Raw genomic sequence first — 22,299 nt, forward strand, 5'->3', positions numbered from 1 at the left:
TGGATCGCCTTGTTGGCGTGTCAATACTGTTCAGTATGGAAAACAGGAGTAGTGCTTGATGAACAGGGAGAATTACAGTCCGGCATACTGCAACCAACCCCAGCGTATGGTTAAATCGGGCAATGAACGAATCTTCTGCGTCATCGGGGGAGGCGCGAGGCGGCCGCAACAGCCGACTCAGTGCCGAAGACTGGGCCCAGGCGGCTCTGGATCTCATTGCCGAGCAGGGCGTGGGCGCGGTCGCGGTCGAACCGCTGGCCCGACGCCTCGGCGTGACCAAGGGCAGCTTCTATTGGCACTTCCCGTCGCGGGACGCGCTGCTGCAGGCAGCACTTGAGCGCTGGGAACTGTTCGAACAGGAAAACGTGTTTGGCAGCCTGGAAGATGTGGCTGATCCTCGTGCACGCCTGCGCGCGCTGTTCCAGCTGGTTGCCCACGAAGTCACGCCGCACGTCATCTACAGCGAACTGCTCAAGGCGCTGGATCACCCGATGGTGCGCCCGGTGATCGACCGCGTTTCGCAACGTCGACTTGAATACTTGGTCGCCTCGTTCCGCCAGGCCGGCCTGAGTTCCACCGACGCCCGCCATCGCGCGCGCCTGGCCTACGCCGCTTACGTCGGCTTCCTGCAACTGTCGCTGCAGCTGCAGCAGCCCAAGCAGGCCCGCGAGGACTTCGAGGCCTACGTCGAGCACGTCATCGAGACCCTGATCCCGGGCTGAGGCCCGGGCGCTTACCGTTGATCTGAATCCCATGTGTTCCTGGCAAGTCCGGGAGCATGGCGCGTGCCTGTGTTCCCGTGTTGTCGAGCACGCCGATTCTAGGACCCAATAAAAAAACCACGGCCCTTGCGGGCCGTGGTTCAGGCGTTACTACTGCCAGATCGCGCGTGCGATCAGAACTTCTGGGTGTACTTCATGTAGACGAACTGACCGATGTCGAAGCCACCGTAGTACGGGAACTGCGAGTTCGGGGCGGTGAACATGATCGGACCCCTGTGGTCGAACACGTTGTTGGCACCGACCGCAACGGTCGCGTTCCACGGTGCCTTCCAGCTGACCTGCAGGTCGTGGAAGGTGTTGCTGCCGACGCGGCGGACCGGATCGGTCACGCCGTTGGCGTAACGGTCAGGATCGGTACACGGACGGGCCGCGATGCACGACTCCTTCATGCCGGAGTAGTAACGCGAGGTCCAGTTCACCGAGAAATCGCCCAGCGACCAGTTGATGCCCAGGTTGGAGCGGGTGCGGAAGAAGCCTGCATCACCCACGCGGCCAATCATGATGTCGTTGCCGTCGGGGTCCTGGCCGGACTGGTCGTACTTGACGACGTAGGTGTTCTGCCAGTCGATGGAGAACTGGCCGAACGAGTACTCCGGCAGGCGATACTTGACGCCGAAGTCGAAGCCTTCGGTTTCCATCTTGCCGAGGTTGGCCAGGCCATAGAACATGCTGGTGATGTGGCCGTCGGCAGCGCGGTTGATCTGACCCACTGCGCAACGCGACGCGTCGCCGCGGACGTAGCAGTCAGCCAGGATGCGATCAACGCTGTCCTCGATGATCATGTCCTCGATTTCGTAGTGGTACCAATCGAGGTTCAGGTCCAGGCCGTCGACCCACTGCGGGCTCCACACGATGCCAACCGTGGTGCTTTCGGACTTCTCCGGCAGCAGGTTCGGGTTGGAACCATTGAAGAACTGGTCCGGGGTCTGGCACGGCCAGCCGGTGCAGGGCACCAGGCCCTGGCCCAGCTGCACGTAGTTGGCCGGGACGCCGGCAGCAGTACAGGCAGCGCTGCCAGCCACCGAGCCCGGGACGCCGACCGAGCACGGATCGGTGTAGTACTCGAAGCTGCCGCCGGTGCCGCCGTAGAGGTTGGCGATGGACGGAGCGCGGAAGCCTTCAGCCCAGGTGCCGCGGACCAGCAGGTTCTCGGTCGGACGCCACACCAGGCCAAACTTGGAGTTCAGCGTGTCGCCGAAGTTGTTGTAGTCCGAGTAACGGGTGGCGGCGTTGATGGTCAGTTCCTTGGCGCCTGCCACATCGGCCAGGATCGGAACATTCAACTCCAGATAGACTTCATCCAGCTCATAGGAGCCTGCGGTGGTGGTCGCCGGCAGGCCGGTGTACTCACCCGACTGCGAGAAGGCGTCCGGCACGAAGCGGCCGGTTTCCTCGCGGTGTTCCACGCCCACTGCAAAGCCCAGTTCGCCGGCCGGCAGGGTCACGATCGAACCCGACAGGTCAGCGGTGTAGCTGGTGGTCTTGGTGACGCCGGTGTCGGTGTAGTACGGGAACAGGAAGTTCTGGACGTCCGGATCAGCCAGCGAGCCCGGGCCAGCCACGCCGTACGGCAGCAGCGGATTCCAGGCGTAGCAGCCGTCGATCGGGTCGGCGGCGGTGCCGCAGCGCGCCACGCCATTGGCGTCGATGAACGACTCACCCAGTGCCTGACGCGAAGCGATCAGGCTCATGTCGCCGTGACCGGTCTTGGCGATCTGGTTGCGGTTGTACAGCGCGCCCACGCTCCAGTCGAAGGTGCGCTCGCCGACTTCGAAGTAGCCGCTCAGGTTCGGGACGAAGCGGACAGTGTCCAGCTTGCTGTCGGTGGTGCGCGGCACTTCCCACAGGCGGCGGCGGAAGGTGATGTCCGAGCCGATCGGGTTGAACACGCTGTCAGCGGACAACGGGGTGTCGAACGCAGCGGACTGGTACGGATAGCCGGCCACCTGCTGCAGCGTGTTGCGCTGGTTGTACAGGATGTCCGCGTTGAACGTGACCTTGTCGGTCAGGTCGTAGTTGGCGTTGACGTAGATCGACTTACGCTCGATGGCGGTGGCCGCCATCATCTGCTCGTTGGAGTTGGCGTTGTAATCGGCGGTGTGCGGCACGTAGTCCGCGAGATTGGCCGGATTGCCGCCCGGACGCAGGGTGCAGAAGGTAGTGGCGCCGCCCGGTCCGCACGGACCGGACCAGCTGCCGTTCTGGCTCACCGCGCTCCAGCCCGAACCCGGGTAGTCCGGACCGGCGTTGCCGTCCTTCGCGTACCAGCGATCCTTGGCCCACACTGCATCCTGGTTGTAGTACTCGGCGCTCAGGGTCACGCCGCCGCGCTCACCATCGGCACCAATGGTGATCGAGTACTGCTCGGTGTCACCGTCGCCCTCGCCGTACTGGCCGAAGTAGACCTGGGCTTCAGCACCGTCGAAGCGCTTGCGGGTGATCACGTTGACCACGCCGGCGATGGCGTCGGAGCCGTAGATCGAGGATGCACCATCCTTCAGGATCTCGATGCGCTCGATGGCCGACATCGGGATCTGGCTCAGATCCTGCAGGCCAGAGGTGGTGGCGCCCAGGCGCTTGCCGTTCATCAGCACCAGGGTGCGGGTGGCGCCCAGGTTGCGCAGGTCGACGTAGTAACCGCCGACGTTCTCGCCGGAGGCCAGCACTTCGGAACGGGCGATCGCCGGGGAGCCGGCCGAGGTCAGGTTCTGCAGGACGTCGGCCACGGAGGTAAAGCCCTGCTGCTCGAGGCTTTCACGGCTCAGCGTGAGAACCGGCTGCTGGTTTTCGATGTCCGCGCTGCGAATGCGCGAACCGGTGACCTCGATGCGGTCCAGGGTGGTGGCACCGCTGCCGGTGTCCTGTGCAAAAGCGGGTGCGGCGGCGCCGGCGCCCGCGACAAGCGCGAACACAATGGCTTCACGCAGCTTGCTGGTCTTGCAATTCATGAGCTCTCTCTCTCCAAGTAGGCTTGGATGTTTCGAAGGGTTTGGCCTGCGGTGGGCTGAAATGACAGTCCCAAATACCGCCGGGTGACCCGATAGTAGCCATGTGCCCGCAAAAATTAAAGCTCTGTTAATCACGTTATGGGCGAGGCGTGGTATAAGGCATCGTCAGACACAAAAAAAGCGCCCGGTAGGCGCTTTTTTTTTTGGCAAGTGGCGGGGCGGACTAAAGATCCTGCTGGTACCTGACGTACGGCACCGTACCTTCGTCGTTGCTTTCGTTACGTGGTGCGAACGGGTTCTTTCCGCGGGTGATGACGTTTTCGGCACCCACGGTGAGCTGGCCGCTCCAAGGGGTACGCCAGGTCAGGCCCAGACCCAGGCCTTCCCACTTGCCGGGTTTGCCCGGGGCGTCGACCACTCGCCCGATGATGTTGGCGCTGAAGGGGCCGTAGCCACCGCCAACGGTCAGGCTCTTGCTGTCCCACTCGTTGACCAGTGCCGGCGCGGCATCCGCCAGCGGCACCAGACGGGCCTTGGCGTAGGTGCCGCCGATCGAGACGAAGCCCTCGCTGCCAATGTTCTTCTGCCCGAAAACGGTCAGGTCGTTCTGTTCGACCTTCGAGGCGGGACTTTTGGTGCCGCCGGTCAGCCACGCGGGCAACACGTCGCGCCCGCTTCCGGCAGTCAGGCCAAGACGACCGCCGGGGCGATTGAAGCTGGTGGTCGCCGACAGGCGCCGTCCGGCGCGCGAATCATCCTCGTCACCGAGGCTGGCCAGCATGCACTGGCTCGCCAGCCCAGCGATGCTGCTGCCGCTACTGCTGCTGCACAGCAGGCCCAGCGAGTCGCCGGAGGACAGGCCGAAGGCGGCATCGAGCGAGTTGCGCCCGAAGTGCCAGCGGGCGCCACTGACCTGCTCGCCAGTCGGCTCCAGGTACAGTAGGGCCTCGACCTTGCCGCTGCCCTTGTTCCACACCGGGAGGACGGTGCCATCGCCCTTGCCCTGCGCGTGCGCGCCCGCGATCGCGCCGAGAGCGATCATCAGGGCTAGCGGCAGGCGGAGGAAGGAACGCATGGGATATCTCAGACACCGGCAACGGCAGAAGGTTCCCGCAGGGACGGGTTCCTGATCCTAGTTCGTTTATGATTCCTTAACAAGTCCCGTCCTCCCCAGAACGCAACTCGTTGCCACCGTCACATTACTGCAGGCGGTCCGGCGCGCTGGACTGGGTCGTCGGCGCGTCGGCGAACAGTACGTCGAATTCAGTCAACGGGAAGTGATATTCCCGCCCGCAGAATTCGCAACGGACCTCGACCTTGCCGGTGGCTTCGGCGGCCGCGCGGGCCTCCTCCTCGCCCAGCGACTGCAGCATCGCGCTGACCCGTTCGTGGGAGCACGAGCAGCCGAACTCCAGCGGCTTGCTGCCCAGCAGTTCCGGGCCTTCCTCGTGGAACAGGCGGTGCAGCAGCTGGTCGGCGGGGAGCTCGAGCAGCTCCTGCGCACCCAGCGTGTCGAACAGTGCGCCGACCCGGGTCCAGCCATCCATGTCACCCGTGTCGCCGGGCAGCTTCTGCAGCAGCAGACCACTGGCCTGTTCGCCATCGGCGGTGAGCAGCAGGCGGGTCGGCAGTTGCTCGGACTGGCGGAAATAGTCCTCGAACGCCTCGTCCAGTGACGCGGCATTGAGGCTCACCAGGCTCTGGTAGCGCTGCGGTTCGCGCGGATCCAGGCCGGGGTTTTCAATGGTGATCGCCAGCAATGCGTCCTCGCCCAGCTTGCCGAGCTCATCCGGGGCGTCCTCGCCTTCCTGCAGCTGCGCGATGCCGCGCAGGGTGCCAGCCGCGGTGCATTCGGCGAACAGGGTGCGCAGGGCCGTGTTGCTGCGCAGCTGGATCGACAGCCGGCCATCGACCTTGGTGTGGCCGGTGAACAGCGCCGAGGCGGCGCAGGACTCGCCGAGCAGGCGCCGGGCCTGGGGCGGGTAGCTGGCGTGGGACAGGATCTCCTGCCAGGTCTGGTTGAGGTGGACGTGGACGCCGCGCACACCGGCTTCGGGAAGCAGGAAACGGACGAGCTGGTCGTGATGGTCGGTCATTGGACTGTCTGCGCGTAGGAGAGCCGGTTGCCGGATAATGCGGCGGACTTCGGATCGGAAAGGGACTCACCTGCAATGGGGGCGGAAGCTGGGAAGGACAAGGTGGAGGCCGGCGCCCGGCGGGCGCGTCCGCGCAGGCGTCGCCTGTGGAAGCTGCTGTTGCTTGCGCCGTTCCTGCTGGTGGCCCTGTCCATCGTGCAGGTGGCGCTGCTGCGCTTCATCGATCCGCCGTTCTCCACGGTGATGGCGGCGCGGCAGCTGGAGCAGTGGGGCAGCGGCAACTGGGATTACCGCATCCATTACCAGTGGCGTGATCTGGAACAGATGACTCCGAGCCTGCCGATCTCGTTGGTGGCGGCCGAGGATCAGCAGTTCCCGCACCATCGAGGCTTCGACGTGGAGGCCATCCGCAAGGCGCGCAGCCACAACGCCGAAGGCGGTCGCCTGCGCGGGGCCAGCACGATCAGCCAGCAGGTGGCCAAGAACCTGTTTCTCTGGCAGGGCCGCAGCTGGGTGCGCAAGGGCCTGGAAGCCTGGTACACGGTGCTGATCGAAACGGTCTGGCCCAAGTCCCGGATCCTGGAGGTGTACGCCAATATCGCCGAGTTCGGTGACGGGGTGTACGGCGCCCAGGCTGCCGCGCGGAAGTTCTGGGGCAAGGATGCGGCGCATCTCAGCGCTGGTGACAGCGCGCGCCTGGCCGCGGTGCTTCCTTCGCCGCGACGTTACAACGCACGCAACCCCGGCCCCTACGTGCAGCGGCGTGCTGCATGGATCCAGCGCCAGGCGCGGCAACTGGGCGGGCATGCCTACCTGGGACAGGGGCGCTGATGAAGCGGCACATCCTCACCAACGACCGCGATGCCGCCTGCGACACGCTCACGGTAGTCGTAGCCGCACATGACGAGGCCCACGCGCTGCCGCTGGTGCACCCGCGTATCCGCGCCGCACTCGACGCGGTGCCCGGCCTGGACGGAAGGGTGCTGTATGTCGATGACGGCAGCCATGACGGCACCTGGGAGGTCATGCAGCAGTTGGCGGGCGAGGATCCGCGGGTCGCGCTGCTGCGCCTGTCGCGCAACTTCGGCAAGGAAGCGGCGCTGACGGCGGGCCTGGACTTCGTGGAGGAAGGCGCGGCGCTGATCCTTGATGCCGATGGCCAGGATCCGCCGGAACTGATCCCGCGCTTCGTGGAGCTGTGGCGACAGGGTCATGACGATGTCTACGGCACCCGCCTGGCGCGCGATGGGGAAAGCTGGCTCAAGCGCGTCACCGCGTCGCTGTTCTACCGCGTGATCGGGCGCCTGTCGAAGACGCCGATCCCCGCCGACACCGGTGATTTCCGGCTGCTGTCGCCGCGCGCGCTGGCCGCACTGCGGCAGTTGCGCGAGCGCCACCGTTTCATGAAAGGCCTGTTCGGCTGGGTGGGTTTCCGCCGCGTGGCACTGCCTTACCACCGCGGGCCACGCGTGGCCGGGGCGAGCAAGTTCGGGCTGTGGCGGCTGTGGAATTTCGCACTGGAAGGCATCACCAGTTTCTCCAGTGCACCGCTGCGCGTGGCCACCTACCTGGGATTGCTGACCGCAGGCCTGTCCTTCGGCTTTGCCCTGTGGGTGGTGGGCAAGGCCGCGCTGTACGGCGACCGCGTCGCCGGCTGGCCGACGATGATGACGGTGATCCTGTTCCTGGGCGGCGTGCAGCTGATCGCGCTCGGCCTGATCGGTGAGTACCTGGGCCGGCTGTACGAGGAAGCCAAGCAGCGCCCGCTCTACCTGGTTGACACCTGGCGCGCGCCGGCCGTGGCAGACTCGGCCGGTCCAACCGGGACCGGAGGAGATCGGCACCATGCAGACCGTTCGGGATTTGTTGCGGGCCAAGGGCCCTGAGGTCCACGCTGTTTCCCCGGATGCCGCAGTGATCGACGCGCTCCGGCTGATGGCCCAGAAGGGCATCGGTGCTGTGCTGGTGATGGAAGGCCGGCAGTTGATCGGCATCCTGTCCGAACGCGATTACGCACGGAAGGTGGTGCTGCACGAGCGCTCATCGGCGGCCACGCCCGTCACCGAGATCATGACCCCGGAAGTGGTCGCAGTGCCGCCCGAGGCCGGGGTCAAGGCCTGCCTGCAGATCCTGACCGACCACCGCATCCGCCACCTGCCGGTGATGGAGGACGGACAGGTCGTGGGCGTGGTCTCGATCGGCGACCTGGTCAAGGCGGTGATCGACGAGCAGCGCCGCGAGCTGGACCAGCTGCAGCACTACATCGTTTCCGGCTGAACCGGCCTACGCCTTACTTGGCGTACTTGCCGCCGCAGTTGCTGTCCTTGCCCGGGCCCGGTTCGAAGGTGGCCAGCAGGGCCGCCGGCGGGGTGATGCTGCCCAGGGTCAGGGCGATGGCGCCGCGAATGCCCAGCGCCTTCATGTCCGGGCGGAACGAGGGATCCTTGAACGTCCCGCCGATCCGCAACGGCGAGCGCAGCGCCAGGATGCTGATGTCCTTCGGTCGCGGCTTGAGCAGCAGGTCCAGGGTTTCGTCCTTCAGGCTGACAACGCCTTCGCCCACGATCAGGGTATCGCTGGTATCGAAGGCCAGCGCCCGCGAACTCATCACTCCATTGGCCACGGCGAAGTCGCCGAAGGCGCAGCGTAGCGGGATCTGCCTGTCGCCGGTGACCAGGAACTTGAGCGATTCGGCCACGTCCAGCCCGGCCAGTTCCATCACCAGGTTGCCGATGTGGCCGCGGCCCATGCCGATGGCGACATCACCGTTGGACGAGCCAGCATCGCCGCGACCGAGTTGCCGTTGCCGGTCAGATCGAACTCGCCGTTGACACCGCCGGAGGCTTGTTCGGCAAGCTTGGCATCCGGGAACAGCTTGCCCAGCTCCAGCTTGCGCATGCTGCCCTTGAGCTGGGTGGTGATCACGCGCTTGCGAGCATCCATGCGCACCGTGCTGCGGATGTCGCCGCCGGCCACGCCGAAGTTGAGCGGGTCCAGCCGCAGCAGCCGGTTGTCCAGCACGAGATGGGCGTCCATGTCGTCCAGCGGCAGGACCGGGGAGAGGATACGTTCGGCCTTCCAGCGCACGTCGGCGTCCATCGCGCCGAGCTTTTCCAGGTTGTAGGGCTGGTCGGGCAATACCTTGCTGCGCGCGGCCTGGCGGGCGGCTTCAGCCTTCTGCTGGGCATTGGCGGTCTCGCCGGCACCGGTACGTGGTGGTGCGCCGACAAAACCGGCCAGGTCATCGAAATCCAGCTTCTTCGAGAACAGGTCGGCCTTGAAGAAGGGGCGCTCGCGACCGGTCTCGATGCGGACGGTGCCGGACAGGTCGCTGTCGCCGGCGGTGCCCTTGAAGTCCTGGTAGTGCCAGATGTTGTCATCGCGACGCAGGCGGCCATCGAGCTTGTAGGGCGGGGTGTTGGGAATGGCCAGGCCCAGCAGTGGATAGAGTTCGGCCATGTCCTGCCCGCTCAAGGTCAGCTGCAGGTCGAAGGTGCGCAGCTGGAACGGGTTGGTCAGCGAGCCGCGGGCGATGGCGTGGGTGCTGCCGGCGCGCCCGTCGAGGTGGATGCGGAAGGGCTGGTCGGTATGGGTCAGTTCCAGCGGAGATTCGGTCACGCCTTCGATGGTGAAGGGGTTGCCGCGCCACAGTCCCTTGCCCTTGACCTCCACCACCGCAGCCTCGCGGCCCCGGCGATCGGCGCTGTCCAGCGAGACCAGGATGTCGGTGCGGTCACGGGGGTGGAGGAACTGCAGGCGACCGTCATCGATCAGCAGGCGCTGGACGATGGTCCTGTTGCCGCCTTTTGAATCAGGCAGGAAATCCCAGTTTCCGCGCTCGCCCTCGCGCGGTGCGGACTGCAACAGCACGTCGGGCCGGGTCAGGCGGATCTCCGGCAGGTGGAAGCGGCCGCGCAGCAGCGGCCAGACCCTCACATCGACCTCGGCGCGGTCGGCACGCGCCATCTCCGGCTTTTCCGCCCAGTCCGCATTGGCGAAGGTCAGGCTGTCGCCGCGCAGGGTGGTGGTGCTGCCCAGATCCACATCGAAATTGCCGTGGATATGGAACTCACGACCGGTGCGCGCCTGTACGGCGCGTTCGACCGGTCCCTTGAACCAGTTCCAGTCCCACAACAGGATCAGCACCACGATCGCCGCGACCAGCAGCGCGAGCGCCGCCAGCAGGCGGTTGCCCGGACGCCGGCCGCGCCATCGCCAGCGTCGGGCAGGCTTTTCGGGCGTGGTGGACGCGGTATTCACCGGCTCATGGTTGCGTGACAGTCGTGCACGCCACGCGAAGCGCAGGTAACCGCTGTGTCAGCAGGCCCGACCGGACCTGCTAATCAGAGGATCTGCGAGGTGACCGAGACGAAATGGCAGACGCTGCCGGCGATCACGAAGGCATGCCAGATGGCGTGGGAGTAAGGCACCGATTCACGGTGATAGAAGATGGTGCCCAGCGTGTAGAACGCGCCGCCGGCAAACAGCCAGCCCAGGGTCCAGCCGTCCAGCGAATTCCACATGGGCTTGATCGCCACTATCACCAGCCAGCCCATGGCGATGTAGATGGCCGTGGAGAGCTTCTTGAATCGGCCGGTGTAGAACAGCTTGAACACCACGCCGGCAAAGGCAAGGGTCCAGATCGCCGCGAACAGGCCCCAACCCCAGGTGCCGCGCAGCCCGACCAGGGTGAACGGGGTATAGGTGCCGGCGATCAGCAGGTAGATCGCGCAGTGGTCGAACACCTTCAGCCGTCCCTTCGAGACCGGGTGCTGGATGGCGTGGTAGAGGGTGGAGGCGGTGTACAGCAGCAGCAGGGTGACGCCGAAGACGATTGCGCTGGCCAGTTGCCAGCCATCGCCATAGATAGTGGCGAGGGTGATCAGGACGGCGCTGCCGGCCAGTGCAGCGGCGGCGGCCAGGCCGTGGGTCAGGGCGTTGGCGATTTCTTCGCGGAGATTCGCGACCGGTTCCATGCGTATTTTGGAGTGGGGGTGGAGCAGGGCCACAACCCTAGCATCGGTCCCTGTCAACTGCATGCATGCCCGCCCCGATGGCGGGCATGCATGCAGGGCTCAACTGCCCTGGCTGTAAGCGGTCTCGCGGGTGGCGGCAAAACGCACGTCCGGGGCACGTTCCTGTGCCAGCTGCAGGTTGACCCGGGTCGGGGCCAGGTAGACCAGGTGGCCGGCCGCGTCGAGCGCCAGGTTGGTGGCGTTCTTTTCGCGGAACTCCTCCAGCTTCTTCTCGTTGCTACAGGTCACCCAGCGGGCGGTGACGATGCTGACCGGCTCGAAGGTGGCTTCCACGCCGTACTCGTCCTTCAGGCGGTAGGCGGCCACGTCGAACTGCAGCACGCCGACCGCACCCAGGATCAGGTCGTTGGACATGATCGGGCGGAAGAACTGGGTCGCGCCTTCCTCCGACAGCTGGGCCAGGCCCTTCTGCAGCTGCTTGAGCTTGAGCGGGTCGCGCAGGCGGGCGCGGCGGAACAGCTCCGGGGCGAAGTTGGGGATGCCGGTGAAGCTGATTGCCTCGCCTTCGGTGAAGGTGTCGCCGATGGAGATGGTGCCGTGGTTGTGGATGCCGATGACATCCCCCGGCCATGCCTCGGCGGCGATCTCGCGGTCCGACGCCATGAAGGTCAGCGCGTTGGCCAGCTTCATTTCCTTGCCGGTACGCACGTGGAAGGTCTTCATGCCGGCGGTGAACTTGCCCGAGCACACGCGCATGAAGGCCACGCGGTCGCGGTGCTGCGGGTCCATGTTGGCCTGGATCTTGAACACGAAGCCGGTCAGCTTGTCCTCGGTGGCGACCACGTCGCGGCCGGTGGTGGCACGCGACTGCGGCGAGGGCGCGTGCTCGACGAAGAAGTCCAGCAGCGGCTGCACGCCGAAGTTGTTCACGCCCGAGCCGAAGAACACCGGGGTCTGCTTGCCGTCCAGGTAGGCCTGCTTGTCGAACGGATGGCTGGCGCCCTGCACCAGTTCCAGCTCGTCGCGCAGGTCGGCCAGCATCTTCTCGCCGATCTTTTCGGCCAGGCCCGGATCATCGATCGACGGGAAGATCGTCGAATCCTGGCGGGTGAAGTTGCGGCCCTGCTCGTACAGGTGAACCTCGCCGGTGATCAGGTGGACCACGCCCTTCAGGCGCTGGCCCATGCCGATCGGCCAGGTCACCGGCGCGCACTGGATGCCGAGCACGGTTTCCACTTCATCGAGCAGCTCGATCGGCTCCTTGCCCTCGCGGTCGAGCTTGTTGATGAAGGTCATGATCGGGGTGTCGCGCAGGCGGCACACCTCCATCAGCTTGATCGTGCGCTCCTCCACGCCCTTGGCGACGTCGATCACCATCAGCGCCGAGTCCACCGCGGTCAGCACGCGGTAGGTGTCCTCGCCGAAGTCGGCGTGGCCGGGGGTGTCGAGCAGGTTGACGATCTTGCCCTCGTACGGGAACTGCATCACGGAGGACGTGACCGAGATTCCGCGCTCCTTTTCCAGCGCCATCCAGTCGGAGGTGGCGTGGCGGGCGGCCTTGCGGCCCTTGACCGAGCCGGCCATCTGGATCGCGCCTCCGAACAGCAGCAGCTTTTCGGTCAGCGTGGTCTTGCCGGCGTCAGGGTGGGAAATGATGGCGAAGGTGCGGCGACGCGCAGCCTCTTGTGCGACTTCGGACATGGCGAGCGCGCCCGCCGGGGGCGCCTGGGATCAGGGGAAAGGCGCGATTATAGCGGGCGCCCCCGGTCAGGGGGCGAAGGCGCCGGGACGTGCGAAGCGCAGTTCGCCGCGCGGCGAGAGCATGCGGAACGGCAGCGACTGCAGGCGCAGGCCGGCGTTGGCCTGGACCACGAAATGCAGGTGTGGCGCGGTGCTGTAGCCGCTGTTGCCCGATGCCCCCAGGTGCTGGCCGGCCTCCACGCGCTGGCCCTGGCGCACCACGATCCCGGCCTGGAGGTGGCCGTAGACCGCCATGCTGCCGTCCTCGTGCAGGATGCGGACCAGGTTGGCCGGTGCACCGCGCACGGGCGCCGGGCCGGCCTCGGGATGGCCGTCGACCACCTGCATCACGGTGCCGGCGCGTGCGGCCAGCACCGGCGTGCCACGGGGCAGGGCGAAGTCCACCGCATAGCCGTTCTCGGCATCGTGGTGGCTGGAGGTGCCGCCGAAGGCCTGGTCGATGCGGATCCGGCTGTCGGCGAACGGCAACTGGTAAAGGTGGTCGCGCGGGCGCGCGGCTGGATCGCCAGGCACGGCGTCGAGCAGCAACTGCACCCGTCCACTGGCACCAGGCTGCAGACGCACCAGTGTCCGGCGGCTGCCCGCGGGAAGCAGGGTTTCAAACGGCAGGGTGGGGAGGCTGGCAGCCTCGCCCGCAGCACGCAGGCGGACCTGCACCGGACCGGCCAGCAGGTTGCGGACGTCGGCCCGGCGCTGCGCGGGGGCGCCCGCCAGCTCCAGTTCCGCGAACCGCCCGTCGCCGGCGGCAGTCCCCGCTTCCGGCGCGGCCTGACGTCCCAGTCCCCAGCCACCACGCCAGTCCGTCGCCTGCGCGGCACCCGGGGCGGGCCAGGCGGCGATCAGCAGCATCAGCAGAAGGGGCCGGCAACAAGGCATGGGCGGGGGGTGGGAGGGGGCGGGCCGATTATGCCGGAGTTGGCACTTCGTCAATTCATCCTTCAATGCGGATGAAGCGATTGACATGCGGAAATGCCGGTGGCAAGGTGGCTCCACCATCGAGACCGGCGGAGGGACAGGCCCTTTGATGCCGGGGCAGCCCGCGGACGCAAAGCGACCGCGTAGGTGCCAAATCCTGCGGGGACCTGCGTCCACCGAAAGATGGTTCGAACCGTGCCGTGCGCACGACCGAACGCGAGCTCCCGCGAAAGCTCGATGGCCGTTCCCTTCCGGATATCGCCATGAGCTTCGTGACCCACGCCGCCGCTGCCCTCGAACCGACCGTCCCCGCGTCCGCCGTTGCCCATGAGAACGAGGGGTATCCGGTCGTGCGCGGCGAGATTCCGCTGCTGCTGTCGATGCGCCATGCCGGCACCCGTGCGCTGCACCTGCGCTACGAACTGCTCGGCAGCGAAGATGCGCCGGTGGTGTTGCTGGCCGGTGGCATTTCGGCCAGTCGCCACGTCGCCGCGAGCGCGCAGTTCCCGGAAGCCGGCTGGGCCGAGGGCCTGGTCGCCCCGGGCAGGGCCTTGGACCCCGCTGGTCGCCGCATCCTGGCGTTCGATTTCGTCGGCGCCGACGGCAGCATCGATGCGCCGATCGACACTGCCGACCAGGCCGATGCGGTCGTGTTGCTGCTCGATGCGCTGGGCATCGGCCAGCTGCGGGGTTTCGTGGGTTACTCCTACGGTGCGCTGGTCGGCCTGCAGCTTGCCGCCCTCCACCCACAGCGGCTGCAGAGGCTGGTTGCAGTGAGCGGCGCGCACCGCCCGCATCCCTATGCCGCGGCATGGCGCGCGCTGCAGCGCCGTGCGGTCGCGCTGGGCCAGCTGCAGTGCGCCGAAAGCCAGGGCCTGGCCCTGGCACGCCAGTTCGCGATGCTCAGCTACCGCACGCCCGAGGAGTTCGGCGAACGCTTCGACGCCGAGCCGGAACTGGTCAACGACCGGGTGCGCGTGGCCGCCGAGGATTACCTCGATGCCGCCGGCTCGCGCTATGTCGCCCGCACCCATGTCGAGGCCTACCTGCGCCTGTCCGAATCCATCGACCTGCACCGCGTCGACCCGGCCGCGATCGCGGTGCCGACCGTGGTCGTGGCGGTGGAGGGCGACCGCCTGGTGCCGCTGTCCGACCTGGTGAACCTGGTCGAGGGGCTGGGCCGTCGCGGCAGCCTGCGCGTGCTGCGCTCGCCCTATGGCCACGACGCCTTCCTGAAGGAAACCGATCGCATCGACGCGATCCTCGCTACCGCACTGCGCACCGGAGAAACCGCATGAGCACGAGCGCCACCCACGCATCCTGTTGCAGTTCCGTCACCGCGGCCGTGCGTGCCGGTATCGACCGCGACACCTCTTTCGGCGCAGTCACCCCGCCGCTGGTGCTGTCGTCCAACTTCTCCTTCGAGGGCTTCGGTAACAAGCGCCAGTACGACTACACCCGCAGCGGCAATCCCACCCGCGACCTGCTGGGCGAGGCGCTGGCCGAGCTAGAAGGCGGCGCTGGCGGCGTGGTCACCGCCACCGGCATGGGCGCGATCACCCTGGTGCTGCATGCCCTGCTACAGCCCGGCGACAAGCTGGTGGTACCGCACGACGCCTACGGCGGCAGCTGGCGCCTGTTCAACGCCCTGGCGGCCAAGGGCCATTTCGAGCTGATCACCGCCGACCTGACCGACCCGCGCGCACTGGCCGCGGCGCTGGCGCAGTCACCGAAGCTGGTGCTGGTGGAAACCCCGTCCAACCCGCTGCTGCGCATCACCGACCTGCGCTTCGTGGTCGAGGCCGCGCACCGTGCCGATGCGCTGGTGGTGGTCGACAACACCTTCCTGTCGCCTGCCCTGCAGCGGCCGATCGAGTTCGGTGCCGACCTGGTGCTGCACTCCACCACCAAGTACGTCAACGGCCACAGCGACGTGGTCGGCGGTGCGGTGATCGCCCGCGATGCCGACATGCACCAGCAACTGGTGTGGTGGGCCAACGCGCTGGGCCTGACCGGCTCGCCGTTCGATGCCTTCCTGACCCTGCGCGGCCTGCGCACGCTGGATGCCCGCCTGCGGGTGCACCAGGAGAATGCCGCGGCACTGGTCGAGCTGCTGCAGCAGCATCCAGCGGTCGCCAATGTCTTCTATCCGGGCCTGGCGACCCATCCCGGTCACGCGGTCGCCGCACGCCAGCAGCGCGGCTTCGGCGCGATGATCAGCTTCGAGCTGCACGGTGGCGAGGACGCCGTGCGCGCGCTGGTGGATGGGCTGCACTGCTTCACCCTGGCCGAGTCGCTGGGCGGGGTGGAAAGCCTGGTCGCGCATCCGGCCACGATGACCCATGCGGCGATGACGCCCGAGGCGCGTGCAACGGCCGGGATCGGTGATGGCCTGCTGCGGCTTTCGGTAGGCATCGAAGCCACCGGGGACCTGCTCGCCGATCTCGGCGCGGGCCTGGAACGTGCGCAGCAGGTGGTCGATGCGCTGCGACTTGCGCGGGCGGACGCATGAACCTGACGACGGGACCGCTGCCACTGTCTGCCGCACCTGGCCCACTGGCGGCGCCGCGGATGCCTGGCGTGGCGTTGCTGGGCACCGGCACCGTCGGCAGCGCGTTCGTGCACCGTTACCAGCGACTGCGCGAGCGCGGCGTGGCGATGCCGCGGCTGGCCTGGCTGGCCAATTCCCGTACCGTCCACGCCTGCAACCACGATCCGGCCGCAGTGCTGGCTGAAGCTGGCCGGGCGTCGCGGGGGCCTGCCTCACCGTCTTCGTGGCAGTCGCAGGTCGAGCTGCTTGCCGGCGACGTGCTGGTAGATGCCACTGCCAGCGACGAGCTTGGCGCACAGCATGCGCACTGGCTGGCGCGCGGGGTGCATGTGGTCACCGCCAACAAACTCGGGCGTGGAGCGCGGCTTCCCCGGGCACAGGCCATCACCCGGGCAGGCATCGAAGGCGGTGGCCGCTATGGCGACAGCGCCACGGTCGGTGCCGGACTGCCCGTGCTGGCGAGCGTGCGGGCACTGGTGGCCGGGGGCGACCGGATCCACGCGATCGAAGGCGTACTCTCCGGATCGCTGGCCTGGCTGTTGGGGCGTCATGACGGCAGCGTGCCCTTCTCCGAATGCGTGCGTACGGCCAGGGCCGCCGGCTATACCGAACCCGATCCGCGCGCCGACCTGTCCGGCGAGGACGTGCGCCGCAAGTTGCTGATCCTGGCGCGTGCGGCCGGGATGGCGCTCGAGCAGGACCACGTGCAGGTGGAATCACTGGTGCCGCCCGCGCTGGCACGCGTGCCCGTCGAAGATCTGGACGCTGCACTGGACCAGCTCGATGAGCCGATGCTGCAGCGGCTGCAGCAAGCCCGGGCGGTCGGGGCGCGACTGTGTTTCGTCGCCCGCCTGGACCAGGCCGGTGCGAGTGTCGGCCTGCGCGCGCTGCCGCCCGGCCACCCGCTGGCAGCGGGTGAGGGCACCGACAACCGGGTCGCCATCCACAGTGATCGCTATGCCGAACGGCCACTGCTGATTCAGGGGCCGGGAGCGGGCGCCGAGGTCACGGCCGCGGCGCTGCTGGACGAAGTGCTACGGCTCCTGCGGTAGCCGCGTCCGGTTCTGCTTGCCTCAGCCGCGGGCGGCACGGGCCACGAGGAAATCCCGGGCCTGGGTGCGGTTCATCGGCCGGCCCTGCGCGTCGACCGCGCGGAAATCCACGCCGTGTTCCCACAGCTGCAGCGTGGTCAGTACCGCGATGTCCTTGGCCGGCGTGCGTGCCTGCAACTGCAGCAGTTCGCGGTCGAAACCGGCGCTGCGAAGCCACGCCTCGTAGGTGAAGATGTGGTCGGTGGCCACCTCGGCCTGACGCCGGCATTGCGACTGCAGGTCGGCCGGCATCACGTCGCACTGCGGGTTCCACTGGTGCAGGCCGATCAGCGCATCCGGTTCCATCTGCCGCTGCGCGGCCGCGGCCCATAGCGCGACGCAGATGCTGGCGCAATGGCCCTTCACCCGCACGATCAGGTTGCGGCGGTTGATCATGCGCGCCGCCTCGAAGCCGGTGATCGTGTAACCGCCGCCACTGGTGACATCGATACGCTGCAGTGAAGGATTGGCCTCGAGGATGCGGCGCAGGTCCTCGGCGAAGCGACGGCCCACACCGCCCTCGATGCGTACAACCTGTCCGCCGTCGAACACGGTCATGGCGGCATCATCGACAGCGGCCAACGACCTGGCCTCCTCGCCCTGGATGAGGGCAACGCGTGCCCGCGGCGCGGTGTCCACCTCGCTGGCGTCCGTTCCGGCAGTCGAGGGTGGGGCCGGACGCCCGCCGCGGTTGCCGATGTAGGCCGCCAGTCCCACCAGGGCGGCCGCACCGAGCACGACATGGCCGAGCCTGAGCCCGCCGCGTTTCGGCTTCGACGCTGCGCGCGGGCGCGTTGGGGGTGTTTCGATGGCCATGCAGACGTCCCTTGTCCGTGGAGGAGGCGCAGCCTGCCAGCTGCCGCCGGACGCATCAAGCGCCGGCGCCGTGGCCTGCGATCAGCACTCGATGACGTTGACCGCCAGGCCGCCGCGGCTGGTTTCCTTGTACTTGTCCTGCATGTCGCGGCCGGTATCGCGCATGGTCTTGATGACCTTGTCCAGCGACACCTTGTGCTTGCCGTCGCCACGCACGGCCATGCGCGCGGCGTTGATCGCCTTGACCGCGCCCATCGCGTTGCGCTCGATGCAGGGGATCTGCACCAGGCCGCCAATCGGGTCGCAGGTCAGGCCGAGGTTGTGCTCCATGCCGATCTCGGCGGCGTTCTCGATCTGCCCCGGGGTGCCGCCGAGCGCCGCCATCAGCCCGCCGGCGGCCATCGAGCACGCTACCCCAACCTCGCCCTGGCAGCCGACCTCGGCACCGGAGATCGAGGCGTTCTCCTTGTAGAGGATGCCGATGGCGGCGGCGGTGAGCAGGAAATCGAAGATGCCCTGCTCGTTGCTGCCCGGGCAGAAGCGGTCGTAGTAGTGCAGCACCGAGGGGATGATGCCGGCCGCGCCATTGGTCGGTGCGGTGACCACGCGGCCACCGGCGGCGTTCTCCTCGTTGACCGCCAGCGCGTACAGGTTGACCCAGTCCAGCGTGGTCAGCGGATCGCGCATCGCGGCCTCCGGGCGCGAGGACAGTTCGCGGTACAGGGTCGGCGCGCGGCGCGAGACATGCAGGCCGCCGGGCAGGGTGCCTTCCTCGCGGATGCCGCGGGCCACGCAGGCCTGCATCGCCTGCCAGATCTCGCGCAGGCCCTCGCGGATCTCCTCCTCGCTGCGCCAGCACTTCTCGTTCTCGAACATCAGTGCGGCGATGCTCAGGCCGCTCCGCGCGGCCTGCGCCAGCAGCTCGTCGCCGCTCTTGAACGGGTAGGGCAGCGGGGTCTGGTCGGGCACGATGCGGTCGTCGGCGGCATCGTCCTCGTTGACCACGAAGCCGCCGCCGACCGAGTAGTAGTCGCGGGTGGCGATGACCTCGTCGTTGGCGGCGTAGGCGGTGAAGCGCATGCCATTGGTGTGGTACGGCAGCTTCTGCCGCTTGTTCATCGGCAGGTCGCGCTTCTCGTCGAAGGCGATCTCGTGCTGGCCCATCAGCTTGATGCGCTTGCTGGTGCGGATGCGTTCCAGCGCGGCGGGGATGATGTCCGGGTCGATCAGGTTCGGGCGATGGCCTTCCAGCCCCAGCAGCACTGCCTTGTCGGTGCCGTGGCCGCGGCCGGTCAGCGCCAGCGAGCCGAAGACCTCGGCGCGGATGCGTACCACGTCCTGCAGCCGGCCCGGGTCCAGCAGCCAGCGGTGCACGAAACGCTCGGCAGCACGCATCGGCCCCACGGTGTGGGAAGAGCTCGGGCCAATGCCGATCTTGAACAGGTCGAACGTGCTGACGGACATGCGCTTCTTCTTTCCGGCGGGAACAGGCAAACGGCTATTCTAAGCCGCCGCGCCATCGCGCGCGGCCGCACCGCAACATTCCCGGATGCACCATTCATGAAGCTAGTCCTGTTCCAGCGTGACGACTGCCACCTGTGCGACCTGGCACTGGAAGTACTGGCCACCGCGCAGGTGCCGGAGCCGGAGAGCGTCTTCATCGACGGCGATGAGGCGCTGGAGGAGCGCTACGGCATCCGCGTGCCGGTGCTGCGCGCGGATGATGGCCGCGAACTGGACTGGCCGTTCGACGTGGAACGGGTCAGGCGCTGGCTGCAGGGCTGATCGCCCTACAGTGTCACGCCCTGGGTGCGGCCATGCCCGGTGGCCTGGTCGTAGGCCCGTTCACTACGGCGCTGGGCCTCCAGGATGGCCTGTCCACGCGCATTTGCGCGCTGCTGGAGGTCGCCGCAGCCTAGGCCTGACTTCATTCCGGACAGGGACTCGCGGATCTGCGCGGCTGCCTCTACGGCGAACCGGTAGTGGCCCTCCTCGTGCCCACGCAGGGCGGCAATGTAGCGCTGCCAGCGCTCACGCAATGCCGGTCCGGCGACGCCCTCGTTGGTCCACTGCGGCAGCGTGACCGTGCCGCTGGTCTGCACGTCCACGGAAGTGACCTGGCAGCTCTTGCCCTGCATCGTCGTGTTGTACTTCCAGCGTACGAACCAGCGCGTATAGCCATGGAAGCGCCTGCCGTCATCGCCGGCAGGACCGCGTGCTGCCATAGCGGATTGCAACTGCGACGCGCTGCTGCCCTCGATCGGGTAGTACTCGATCCGGGGTTGCTCGTCGGCAAACGCGTTTGCCGCCATGGATGACGCGAGCAGCAGGCCGGACAAGCGCAGGAAAATGGATCTGCGGCTACTCACGTGGTGTCTCATTTGCGATTGAACACCACCCGGGTGCTGACCGCGGTTTCATTCGGGATCAGGCTGGTGTCGGCCCAGTCACCGGCGCCGACACCGAAGTCCAGGCGCCGGACCGTAGCCTTGCCGGTGAGTACTGGCTGGCTGCCGGGCGTCCAGCTGAAGGTCAGGGTGACCGGCTTGCTCACGCCCCGCAGTTCCAGCGTGCCGTCGGCGGCGTAACGGCCATCGCCCAGCGCCCGGAATTTTTCGGCGCGGTAGTGCGCGGTGGCAAAGCGGGCGACGTTGAAGAAGTCCGCACCCTGCAGGGTCGAGTCGCGATCGGCATTGCCACTGCGGGCACTGGCCAGCGGGATGCTCACTTCCAGTCGTGCGGCGTCGAGATTGGCCGGGTCAAAGCTGAGCGTGGTGGCAAAGCCCGGGAAGCTGCCGGAGAACACCTCGCCGTCGTACTTGGTCGCAAAGGCGAGCGTCGAGCCGGGCGCCTGCACGTAATCGGCGGCATGGGCCGGGGCGGTGGCGAGCATCGCGGCCAGTGCAGTGGCCACGGCGGCCGGGGAGGAGAGACGGATGTTCATCGCAGGTCCTTGTTCGGGGAAGAAAGCCAGCCGTGCGGCAGCATGCGCGCCAGCGTCGCGTCGCGCAGGTGGAGGTGGTGGTACAGCGCGGCGCCGGCATGCAGCAGCACCAGTGCGATCAGCAGCCAGAAGCCCCACTCGTGCAGCGCATGCGACAGGTCTGCAAGACGCTCATCCGGCGCGCTGAGCTTGGGCATCTCCACCAGTCCGAACAGGCGGAACGGCCGCAGTCCGCTGGCCGAGTCGTACAGCCAGCCGGACAGTGGCATCGCCAGGACCAGGGCATACAGCAGCCCATGGGTGAGGCTGGCGGTTCGCTGCTGCCAGCCCGGGGTGCCGGGTACTGCCGGCGGCGCACCGGCGTACAGACGCCAGCCCAGTCGGACCACGACCAGCGCCAGCACGGTGATGCCCAGCGACTTGTGCGCGGTGTACACCCAGAAATACTTGGGCACGCGCGGCAGCTCGCCCATCACCAGGCCGACGACGCCCAGCAGCAGGACCAGCGCGGCCACCAGCCAGTGAAGGCCCTGGCTGATGGCACCCCAGCGTTCGCGGTTCTTCAGGCTCATGGCCGGGTTTCCTGCTCGATCACGGGGACTGCATCATCTTCGCTGGCGGGGGCAGCGGGCCCGTCATCCAGGACGGCATTGCGGTCGCGTACCGCCTCGGCCTCGATGCGCAGCTCCACGGTGTCGCCAATCACCGACTTCCACGCGTCGATGCCGAAATCGCTACGGCGGAGGGTGGCGGTGGCGCTGAAGCCGGCGGTGCGCCGGAACGGCGGCATCGGATGCCTTTTGTGTGCATTGAGCACCACGTCCAGCACCACTTCGCGCGACACGCCGCGCAGGGTCAGCAGGCCGGTGACGCGGGCACGCCGTGCGTCCACCGGCTCGACGTGGGTGGAAACGAAGCGGGCCTGCGGGAAGCGCTCGCCATCGAGCAGGTTGCGCGCCAGCGTGGCCTGGTTCCATCTGGCATCGCCCAGGTCCAACCGATCCACCGGGATCGTGACCTCCAGCGTGGCCTGCGCCCAGTCCTCGGGATCGAATACCAGTACGCCCTCGCTGCCGCTGATCGTGCCCAGCGCCTGCGAGAAGCCGGCATGCTCGACGGCAAACAGGATGCGGGTGTGTACCGGGTCCAGCGCATAGCGCTCCGGCGCGGCGCAGGCCAGGACCGGGAGCAGCCACAGGGCGGCGGAAAGCAACGATCGGCGCACGGGGTCTCTCCGAAAAAGCAGTGGCTGATTCTAGACGCACTGTGCATGGACATCGCTGCGGGGCTAAGGGGATCAATGTCCTGCGGACAGCCAGCCGCGGGCCATGGCATCCTTCCGCCCACGGCGGCCGACCAACCGGCCGCTTCCGGATGCGTCGCTGCCCAGCGCGGTGCCATCCCCCGCCGGGGAGCAGG

General features: G+C 67.5%; 19 protein-coding genes, 2 pseudogenes and 1 riboswitch. Of the genes and pseudogenes, 8 read left to right on the top strand and 13 right to left on the bottom strand.

Annotation, left to right across the window (positions count from 1 at the left end; all coding sequences use genetic code 11):
• Nucleotides 1-122 precede the first annotated feature (122 nt).
• Nucleotides 123-722, top strand: a complete 600-nt coding sequence (locus LG380_RS00635; RefSeq protein ID WP_225763124.1) for a TetR/AcrR family transcriptional regulator — start codon at nt 123-125, stop codon at nt 720-722.
• Between the two features lie 173 nt (nt 723-895).
• Here LG380_RS00635 and LG380_RS00640 read toward each other — a convergent pair whose 3' ends face one another.
• The 3 genes from LG380_RS00640 to LG380_RS00650 all read right to left on the bottom strand — a co-directional run bounded on the left by LG380_RS00640 (nt 896) and on the right by LG380_RS00650 (nt 5,826).
• Complete coding sequence (locus LG380_RS00640; protein ID WP_225763125.1) at nt 896-3,730, bottom strand: TonB-dependent receptor; 2,835 nt, start codon at nt 3,728-3,730, stop codon at nt 896-898.
• Between the two features lie 223 nt (nt 3,731-3,953).
• Nucleotides 3,954-4,772, bottom strand: a complete 819-nt coding sequence (locus LG380_RS00645) for a hypothetical protein (RefSeq protein WP_225766388.1) — start codon at nt 4,770-4,772, stop codon at nt 3,954-3,956.
• Between the two features lie 157 nt (nt 4,773-4,929).
• Nucleotides 4,930-5,826 (bottom strand): Hsp33 family molecular chaperone HslO, encoded by an 897-nt coding sequence (locus LG380_RS00650; protein ID WP_225763126.1) that lies wholly within the window; start codon nt 5,824-5,826, stop codon nt 4,930-4,932.
• A 75-nt stretch (nt 5,827-5,901) separates the two neighbouring features.
• Between LG380_RS00650 and mtgA the strand changes: the two genes are divergently transcribed.
• From mtgA to LG380_RS00665, 3 genes are read left to right on the top strand one after another with little or no spacing between them, the layout of a single operon-like run.
• Nucleotides 5,902-6,657: a monofunctional biosynthetic peptidoglycan transglycosylase gene (mtgA, locus tag LG380_RS00655; RefSeq protein ID WP_225763127.1), complete on the top strand. Its 756-nt coding sequence runs from the start codon at nt 5,902-5,904 to the stop codon at nt 6,655-6,657.
• A complete protein-coding gene (locus LG380_RS00660; RefSeq protein WP_225763128.1) occupies nt 6,657-7,712 on the top strand; it encodes a glycosyltransferase family 2 protein in 1,056 nt (351 codons plus the stop codon). The genes mtgA and LG380_RS00660 overlap by 1 nt, the downstream gene beginning before the upstream one ends.
• Nucleotides 7,672-8,103 carry a CBS domain-containing protein gene (locus LG380_RS00665; RefSeq protein WP_225763129.1) on the top strand — a complete coding sequence of 144 codons (432 nt, stop codon included), beginning with the start codon at nt 7,672-7,674 and terminating at the stop codon, nt 8,101-8,103. Before LG380_RS00660 ends, LG380_RS00665 begins: the two co-directional genes overlap by 41 nt.
• Nucleotides 8,104-8,116: 13 nt before the next feature.
• On the opposite strand, the pseudogene LG380_RS00670 reads toward LG380_RS00665, so the two are convergent.
• The 4 genes and pseudogenes from LG380_RS00670 to LG380_RS00685 form a co-directional block, all read right to left on the bottom strand.
• Nucleotides 8,117-10,107, bottom strand: a pseudogene (locus LG380_RS00670) (AsmA family protein).
• Nucleotides 10,108-10,169: 62 nt separating this feature from the next.
• Nucleotides 10,170-10,802, bottom strand: coding sequence for a hemolysin III family protein (locus LG380_RS00675; RefSeq protein WP_225763130.1), 633 nt, complete (start codon nt 10,800-10,802; stop codon nt 10,170-10,172).
• A 99-nt stretch (nt 10,803-10,901) separates the two neighbouring features.
• Nucleotides 10,902-12,503 (bottom strand): peptide chain release factor 3, encoded by a 1,602-nt coding sequence (locus tag LG380_RS00680; RefSeq protein ID WP_225763131.1) that lies wholly within the window; start codon nt 12,501-12,503, stop codon nt 10,902-10,904.
• A gap of 66 nt (nt 12,504-12,569) precedes the next feature.
• Nucleotides 12,570-13,412, bottom strand: coding sequence for a M23 family metallopeptidase (locus LG380_RS00685; protein WP_225763132.1), 843 nt, complete (start codon nt 13,410-13,412; stop codon nt 12,570-12,572).
• Nucleotides 13,413-13,552: 140 nt separating this feature from the next.
• Nucleotides 13,553-13,668: riboswitch (SAM riboswitch) on the top strand.
• Nucleotides 13,669-13,741: 73 nt separating this feature from the next.
• Here LG380_RS00685 and LG380_RS00690 point away from each other — a divergent pair.
• The 3 genes from LG380_RS00690 to LG380_RS00700 are packed head-to-tail and all read left to right on the top strand — an operon-like array spanning nt 13,742 to nt 17,081.
• Nucleotides 13,742-14,776 carry a homoserine O-succinyltransferase gene (locus LG380_RS00690; RefSeq protein ID WP_225763133.1) on the top strand — a complete coding sequence of 345 codons (1,035 nt, stop codon included), beginning with the start codon at nt 13,742-13,744 and terminating at the stop codon, nt 14,774-14,776.
• A complete protein-coding gene (locus LG380_RS00695) occupies nt 14,773-15,990 on the top strand; it encodes an O-succinylhomoserine (thiol)-lyase (protein WP_225763134.1) in 1,218 nt (405 codons plus the stop codon). Before LG380_RS00690 ends, LG380_RS00695 begins: the two co-directional genes overlap by 4 nt.
• A 59-nt stretch (nt 15,991-16,049) precedes the next feature.
• Nucleotides 16,050-17,081, top strand: a complete 1,032-nt coding sequence (locus LG380_RS00700; RefSeq protein ID WP_225766389.1) for a homoserine dehydrogenase — start codon at nt 16,050-16,052, stop codon at nt 17,079-17,081.
• Nucleotides 17,082-17,102: 21 nt separating this feature from the next.
• Here the strand turns inward: LG380_RS00700 and LG380_RS00705 are convergent, their stop codons facing one another.
• A complete protein-coding gene (locus LG380_RS00705) occupies nt 17,103-17,936 on the bottom strand; it encodes a hypothetical protein (protein ID WP_225763135.1) in 834 nt (277 codons plus the stop codon).
• Nucleotides 17,937-18,017: 81 nt separating this feature from the next.
• Nucleotides 18,018-19,400 (bottom strand): L-serine ammonia-lyase, encoded by a 1,383-nt coding sequence (locus LG380_RS00710; protein ID WP_225763136.1) that lies wholly within the window; start codon nt 19,398-19,400, stop codon nt 18,018-18,020.
• 96 nt (nt 19,401-19,496) lie between these two features.
• Here LG380_RS00710 and LG380_RS00715 point away from each other — a divergent pair, with 96 nt between their 5' ends.
• The gene (locus LG380_RS00715; RefSeq protein ID WP_225763137.1) at nt 19,497-19,721 is read left to right on the top strand and encodes a glutaredoxin family protein; all 225 of its coding nucleotides are present in this window, start codon (nt 19,497-19,499) and stop codon (nt 19,719-19,721) included.
• 5 nt (nt 19,722-19,726) lie between these two features.
• Here LG380_RS00715 and LG380_RS00720 read toward each other — a convergent pair whose 3' ends face one another.
• The 4 genes and pseudogenes from LG380_RS00720 to LG380_RS00735 all read right to left on the bottom strand — a co-directional run.
• Nucleotides 19,727-20,305, bottom strand: coding sequence for a DUF922 domain-containing protein (locus tag LG380_RS00720; RefSeq protein WP_225763138.1), 579 nt, complete (start codon nt 20,303-20,305; stop codon nt 19,727-19,729).
• An 8-nt stretch (nt 20,306-20,313) separates the two neighbouring features.
• The gene (locus tag LG380_RS00725; protein WP_225763139.1) at nt 20,314-20,880 is read right to left on the bottom strand and encodes a YceI family protein; all 567 of its coding nucleotides are present in this window, start codon (nt 20,878-20,880) and stop codon (nt 20,314-20,316) included.
• Nucleotides 20,877-21,452: a cytochrome b gene (locus LG380_RS00730; RefSeq protein WP_225763140.1), complete on the bottom strand. Its 576-nt coding sequence runs from the start codon at nt 21,450-21,452 to the stop codon at nt 20,877-20,879. The genes LG380_RS00725 and LG380_RS00730 overlap by 4 nt, the downstream gene beginning before the upstream one ends.
• A gap of 83 nt (nt 21,453-21,535) precedes the next feature.
• Nucleotides 21,536-22,105 (bottom strand): annotated as a pseudogene (locus tag LG380_RS00735) (YceI family protein); the annotation flags it as partial.
• Between the last annotated feature and the right edge of the window lie 194 nt (nt 22,106-22,299).

The sequence above is a fragment of the Stenotrophomonas sp. Marseille-Q4652 genome, assembly GCF_916618915.1.
Taxonomy (GTDB): domain Bacteria; phylum Pseudomonadota; class Gammaproteobacteria; order Xanthomonadales; family Xanthomonadaceae; genus Stenotrophomonas.

Bases quoted from the DNA above. Each gene is read 5' to 3' on its own strand.
- LG380_RS00680 (WP_225763131.1), bottom strand. From the start codon at position 12,503: ATGTCCGAAGTCGCACAAGAGGCTGCGCGTCGCCGCACCTTCGCCATC.
- LG380_RS00690 (WP_225763133.1), top strand. From the start codon at position 13,742: ATGAGCTTCGTGACCCACGCCGCCGCTGCCCTCGAACCGACCGTCCCC.
- mtgA (WP_225763127.1), top strand. From the start codon at position 5,902: ATGGGGGCGGAAGCTGGGAAGGACAAGGTGGAGGCCGGCGCCCGGCGG.
- LG380_RS00730 (WP_225763140.1), bottom strand. From the start codon at position 21,452: ATGAGCCTGAAGAACCGCGAACGCTGGGGTGCCATCAGCCAGGGCCTT.
- LG380_RS00700 (WP_225766389.1), top strand. From the start codon at position 16,050: ATGCCTGGCGTGGCGTTGCTGGGCACCGGCACCGTCGGCAGCGCGTTC.
- LG380_RS00645 (WP_225766388.1), bottom strand. From the start codon at position 4,772: ATGATCGCTCTCGGCGCGATCGCGGGCGCGCACGCGCAGGGCAAGGGC.
- LG380_RS00715 (WP_225763137.1), top strand. From the start codon at position 19,497: ATGAAGCTAGTCCTGTTCCAGCGTGACGACTGCCACCTGTGCGACCTG.
- LG380_RS00710 (WP_225763136.1), bottom strand. From the start codon at position 19,400: ATGTCCGTCAGCACGTTCGACCTGTTCAAGATCGGCATTGGCCCGAGC.
- LG380_RS00665 (WP_225763129.1), top strand. From the start codon at position 7,672: ATGCAGACCGTTCGGGATTTGTTGCGGGCCAAGGGCCCTGAGGTCCAC.
- LG380_RS00705 (WP_225763135.1), bottom strand. From the start codon at position 17,936: ATGGCCATCGAAACACCCCCAACGCGCCCGCGCGCAGCGTCGAAGCCG.
- LG380_RS00660 (WP_225763128.1), top strand. From the start codon at position 6,657: ATGAAGCGGCACATCCTCACCAACGACCGCGATGCCGCCTGCGACACG.
- LG380_RS00685 (WP_225763132.1), bottom strand. From the start codon at position 13,412: ATGCTGCTGATCGCCGCCTGGCCCGCCCCGGGTGCCGCGCAGGCGACG.
- LG380_RS00635 (WP_225763124.1), top strand. From the start codon at position 123: ATGAACGAATCTTCTGCGTCATCGGGGGAGGCGCGAGGCGGCCGCAAC.
- LG380_RS00640 (WP_225763125.1), bottom strand. From the start codon at position 3,730: ATGAATTGCAAGACCAGCAAGCTGCGTGAAGCCATTGTGTTCGCGCTT.
- LG380_RS00650 (WP_225763126.1), bottom strand. From the start codon at position 5,826: ATGACCGACCATCACGACCAGCTCGTCCGTTTCCTGCTTCCCGAAGCC.
- LG380_RS00695 (WP_225763134.1), top strand. From the start codon at position 14,773: ATGAGCACGAGCGCCACCCACGCATCCTGTTGCAGTTCCGTCACCGCG.
- LG380_RS00725 (WP_225763139.1), bottom strand. From the start codon at position 20,880: ATGAACATCCGTCTCTCCTCCCCGGCCGCCGTGGCCACTGCACTGGCC.
- LG380_RS00675 (WP_225763130.1), bottom strand. From the start codon at position 10,802: ATGGAACCGGTCGCGAATCTCCGCGAAGAAATCGCCAACGCCCTGACC.